This window comes from Nocardia sp. NPDC060220 (genome assembly GCF_042727815.1).
Classification (GTDB): Bacteria; Actinomycetota; Actinomycetes; order Mycobacteriales; family Mycobacteriaceae; genus Nocardia.
This window is the reverse complement of sequence record NZ_JBHWZY010001169.1, coordinates 1-1,714: the sequence shown is the minus strand read 5'-3', so window position 1 is coordinate 1,714 and position 1,714 is coordinate 1. Positions and strand designations below refer to the sequence as shown.

At 65.9% G+C, this 1,714-nt stretch carries 2 protein-coding genes; both read right to left on the bottom strand.

Annotated elements, in window-relative coordinates; genetic code table 11:
• The coding region (locus tag ACFWF3_RS34905; protein ID WP_379318354.1) for an FAD-dependent oxidoreductase at positions 1-968 on the bottom strand (968 nt) is incomplete at its 3' end.
• 91 nt (positions 969-1,059) lie between these two features.
• Positions 1,060-1,635, bottom strand: a complete 576-nt coding sequence (locus tag ACFWF3_RS34900) for a CGNR zinc finger domain-containing protein (RefSeq protein WP_379318352.1) — start codon at positions 1,633-1,635, stop codon at positions 1,060-1,062.
• Between the last annotated feature and the right edge of the window lie 79 nt (positions 1,636-1,714).

Below are 1,714 nucleotides of genomic sequence, written 5' to 3'. Positions count from 1 at the left end.
TGCTTGAACAGAGCGGCCTGGCCGACGAGCCCGGGATAGACATCCTCGTTGATGAAGCGCCTGCCGATGTCGTCGACGATCATGCCGCGCACCATCATCCCCGGAATCAGCGAGATCCCCACCTGTGCGGCGGACATGTGCCGCACCGCGGCGCCCACAGCCTGTGCCATCACGATGCCGCGCCCGTCGTCACCGCCGTCACTGTTGACACCGAGCCCGACCAGTTGCGGTGCGTGCTGAGCCACCATCGCGGCATTGTCGGCGAACCCGCCCGTGGTCAAGACGACGCCACGTCGAGCACGGTAGGTGTAGTACCGGCCGTACTGCTTCGCCACGACACCGACCACGCGTCCGGCTTCGGTGACGAGCCGGATCGCATTGGTGTCGGTGTGTACTGCCACCGCGGTCGCGGCGACGGCCTCGAACAGCTTCTGCATCAGCACCTTGCCACCGAAACCGTCGGAGGTGACCCGGTGCCCACGCGGCGACGGCTTCGCGAGATCAGCAAAGGGCCAAGCCTTTTCGCCCATCCACATGAGACCGTCATCAGTGGGCGGCACCCACGTGGGGGAGTCCCACAACGAGGGTTTGAACGGGACGCCGTGGTCGACGAGCCACTGGAAGTGCCGTGCGCTCTCCCGGCTGTAGAGGCCGACCTTCTCCCGGTCGGCGTCCGGTCCCAGCGCGGCCAGCAGGAACGCTTCCATATCCTGCGCGGTGTCGTCGAACCCGCAGGCCCGCTGGATCTCGGTGCCGCCGCCCAGATACATCTCGCCGCCCGACAGCGCGGACGACCCGCCGCCACCACTCAGCTTCTCCAGCACGATGACATCGGCGCCCGCGGCAAACGACTCGAGCGCCGCTGCCGCACCCGCGCACCCGTATCCCACGATCAGAACATCGGTTTCGTAGTCGACCTGCCCGACATCGCCCGCATCGACGGGTGCTACCGAAGTGTGTGTGCTCATGACAACTCCCATCCGCTGTGCTGCGCACGCTAAGGAGTTCTCGCGCACGTCGGACGGGGGAGTGTCCATCCACCGGGAGACCGCCTGCTGATTACCTGCTCGCTACGGGTAATCCTGCTTTCCGATCATTGAAGCGCGCCTTCTTCTGACGATTCCCGCACGTGTTCATGTCGCACCATTTGCGGGTGCGGCTCTGGCTGGTGTCGAAGAAGGCGGCTCGACAGGTCGGCGATGCGCACAAGGCCAATTTTCCGTCGCGCTCGTCGGCGAGGATGCTGATCGCGTCGGCGGCGATGACACCCAGCGCGTCGTCGACGCGGGAATCCGAGTTGAGTCGCCAGTGCCGATTGCCCTCGGGCGTCAGGACCGCTGACGCGCGGCCCTGAATGCTGCGGTCGTTGATGACTCGGATTGCAGAGGCCGGGGGAGTGTCGTGCATCGCGGTCGCGGTCGCGGCGAGGTGAATCGCCTCCCTCAATTCCCGTGCGAGTGCGAGCTGGGCGGTGGTGCAGGAATTCACGGCCAGGCCGCTCACCGTCAGCCAGTCGACGAGCCGCTGCGGCGTCGGGATGCGCTCCACAGCGTCGCCGGAGCGCTCCGTCAGCGTCGCCGTGAAGCTGGTCGCCAGCACAGTGCCGAGGCGGAAGTCGGGGAACTCAGCATGCATGGAACCACCTTAGCTGGTTGCGCGCTGACATATCGTCATGTTAGAACCGTCTAAGACGGTTCCCCAATCGCAGGAGGTC

Coding starts and splice junctions, on each gene's coding strand:
- ACFWF3_RS34900 (WP_379318352.1), bottom strand. CDS start 1,635: ATGCATGCTGAGTTCCCCGACTTCCGCCTCGGCACTGTGCTGGCGACC.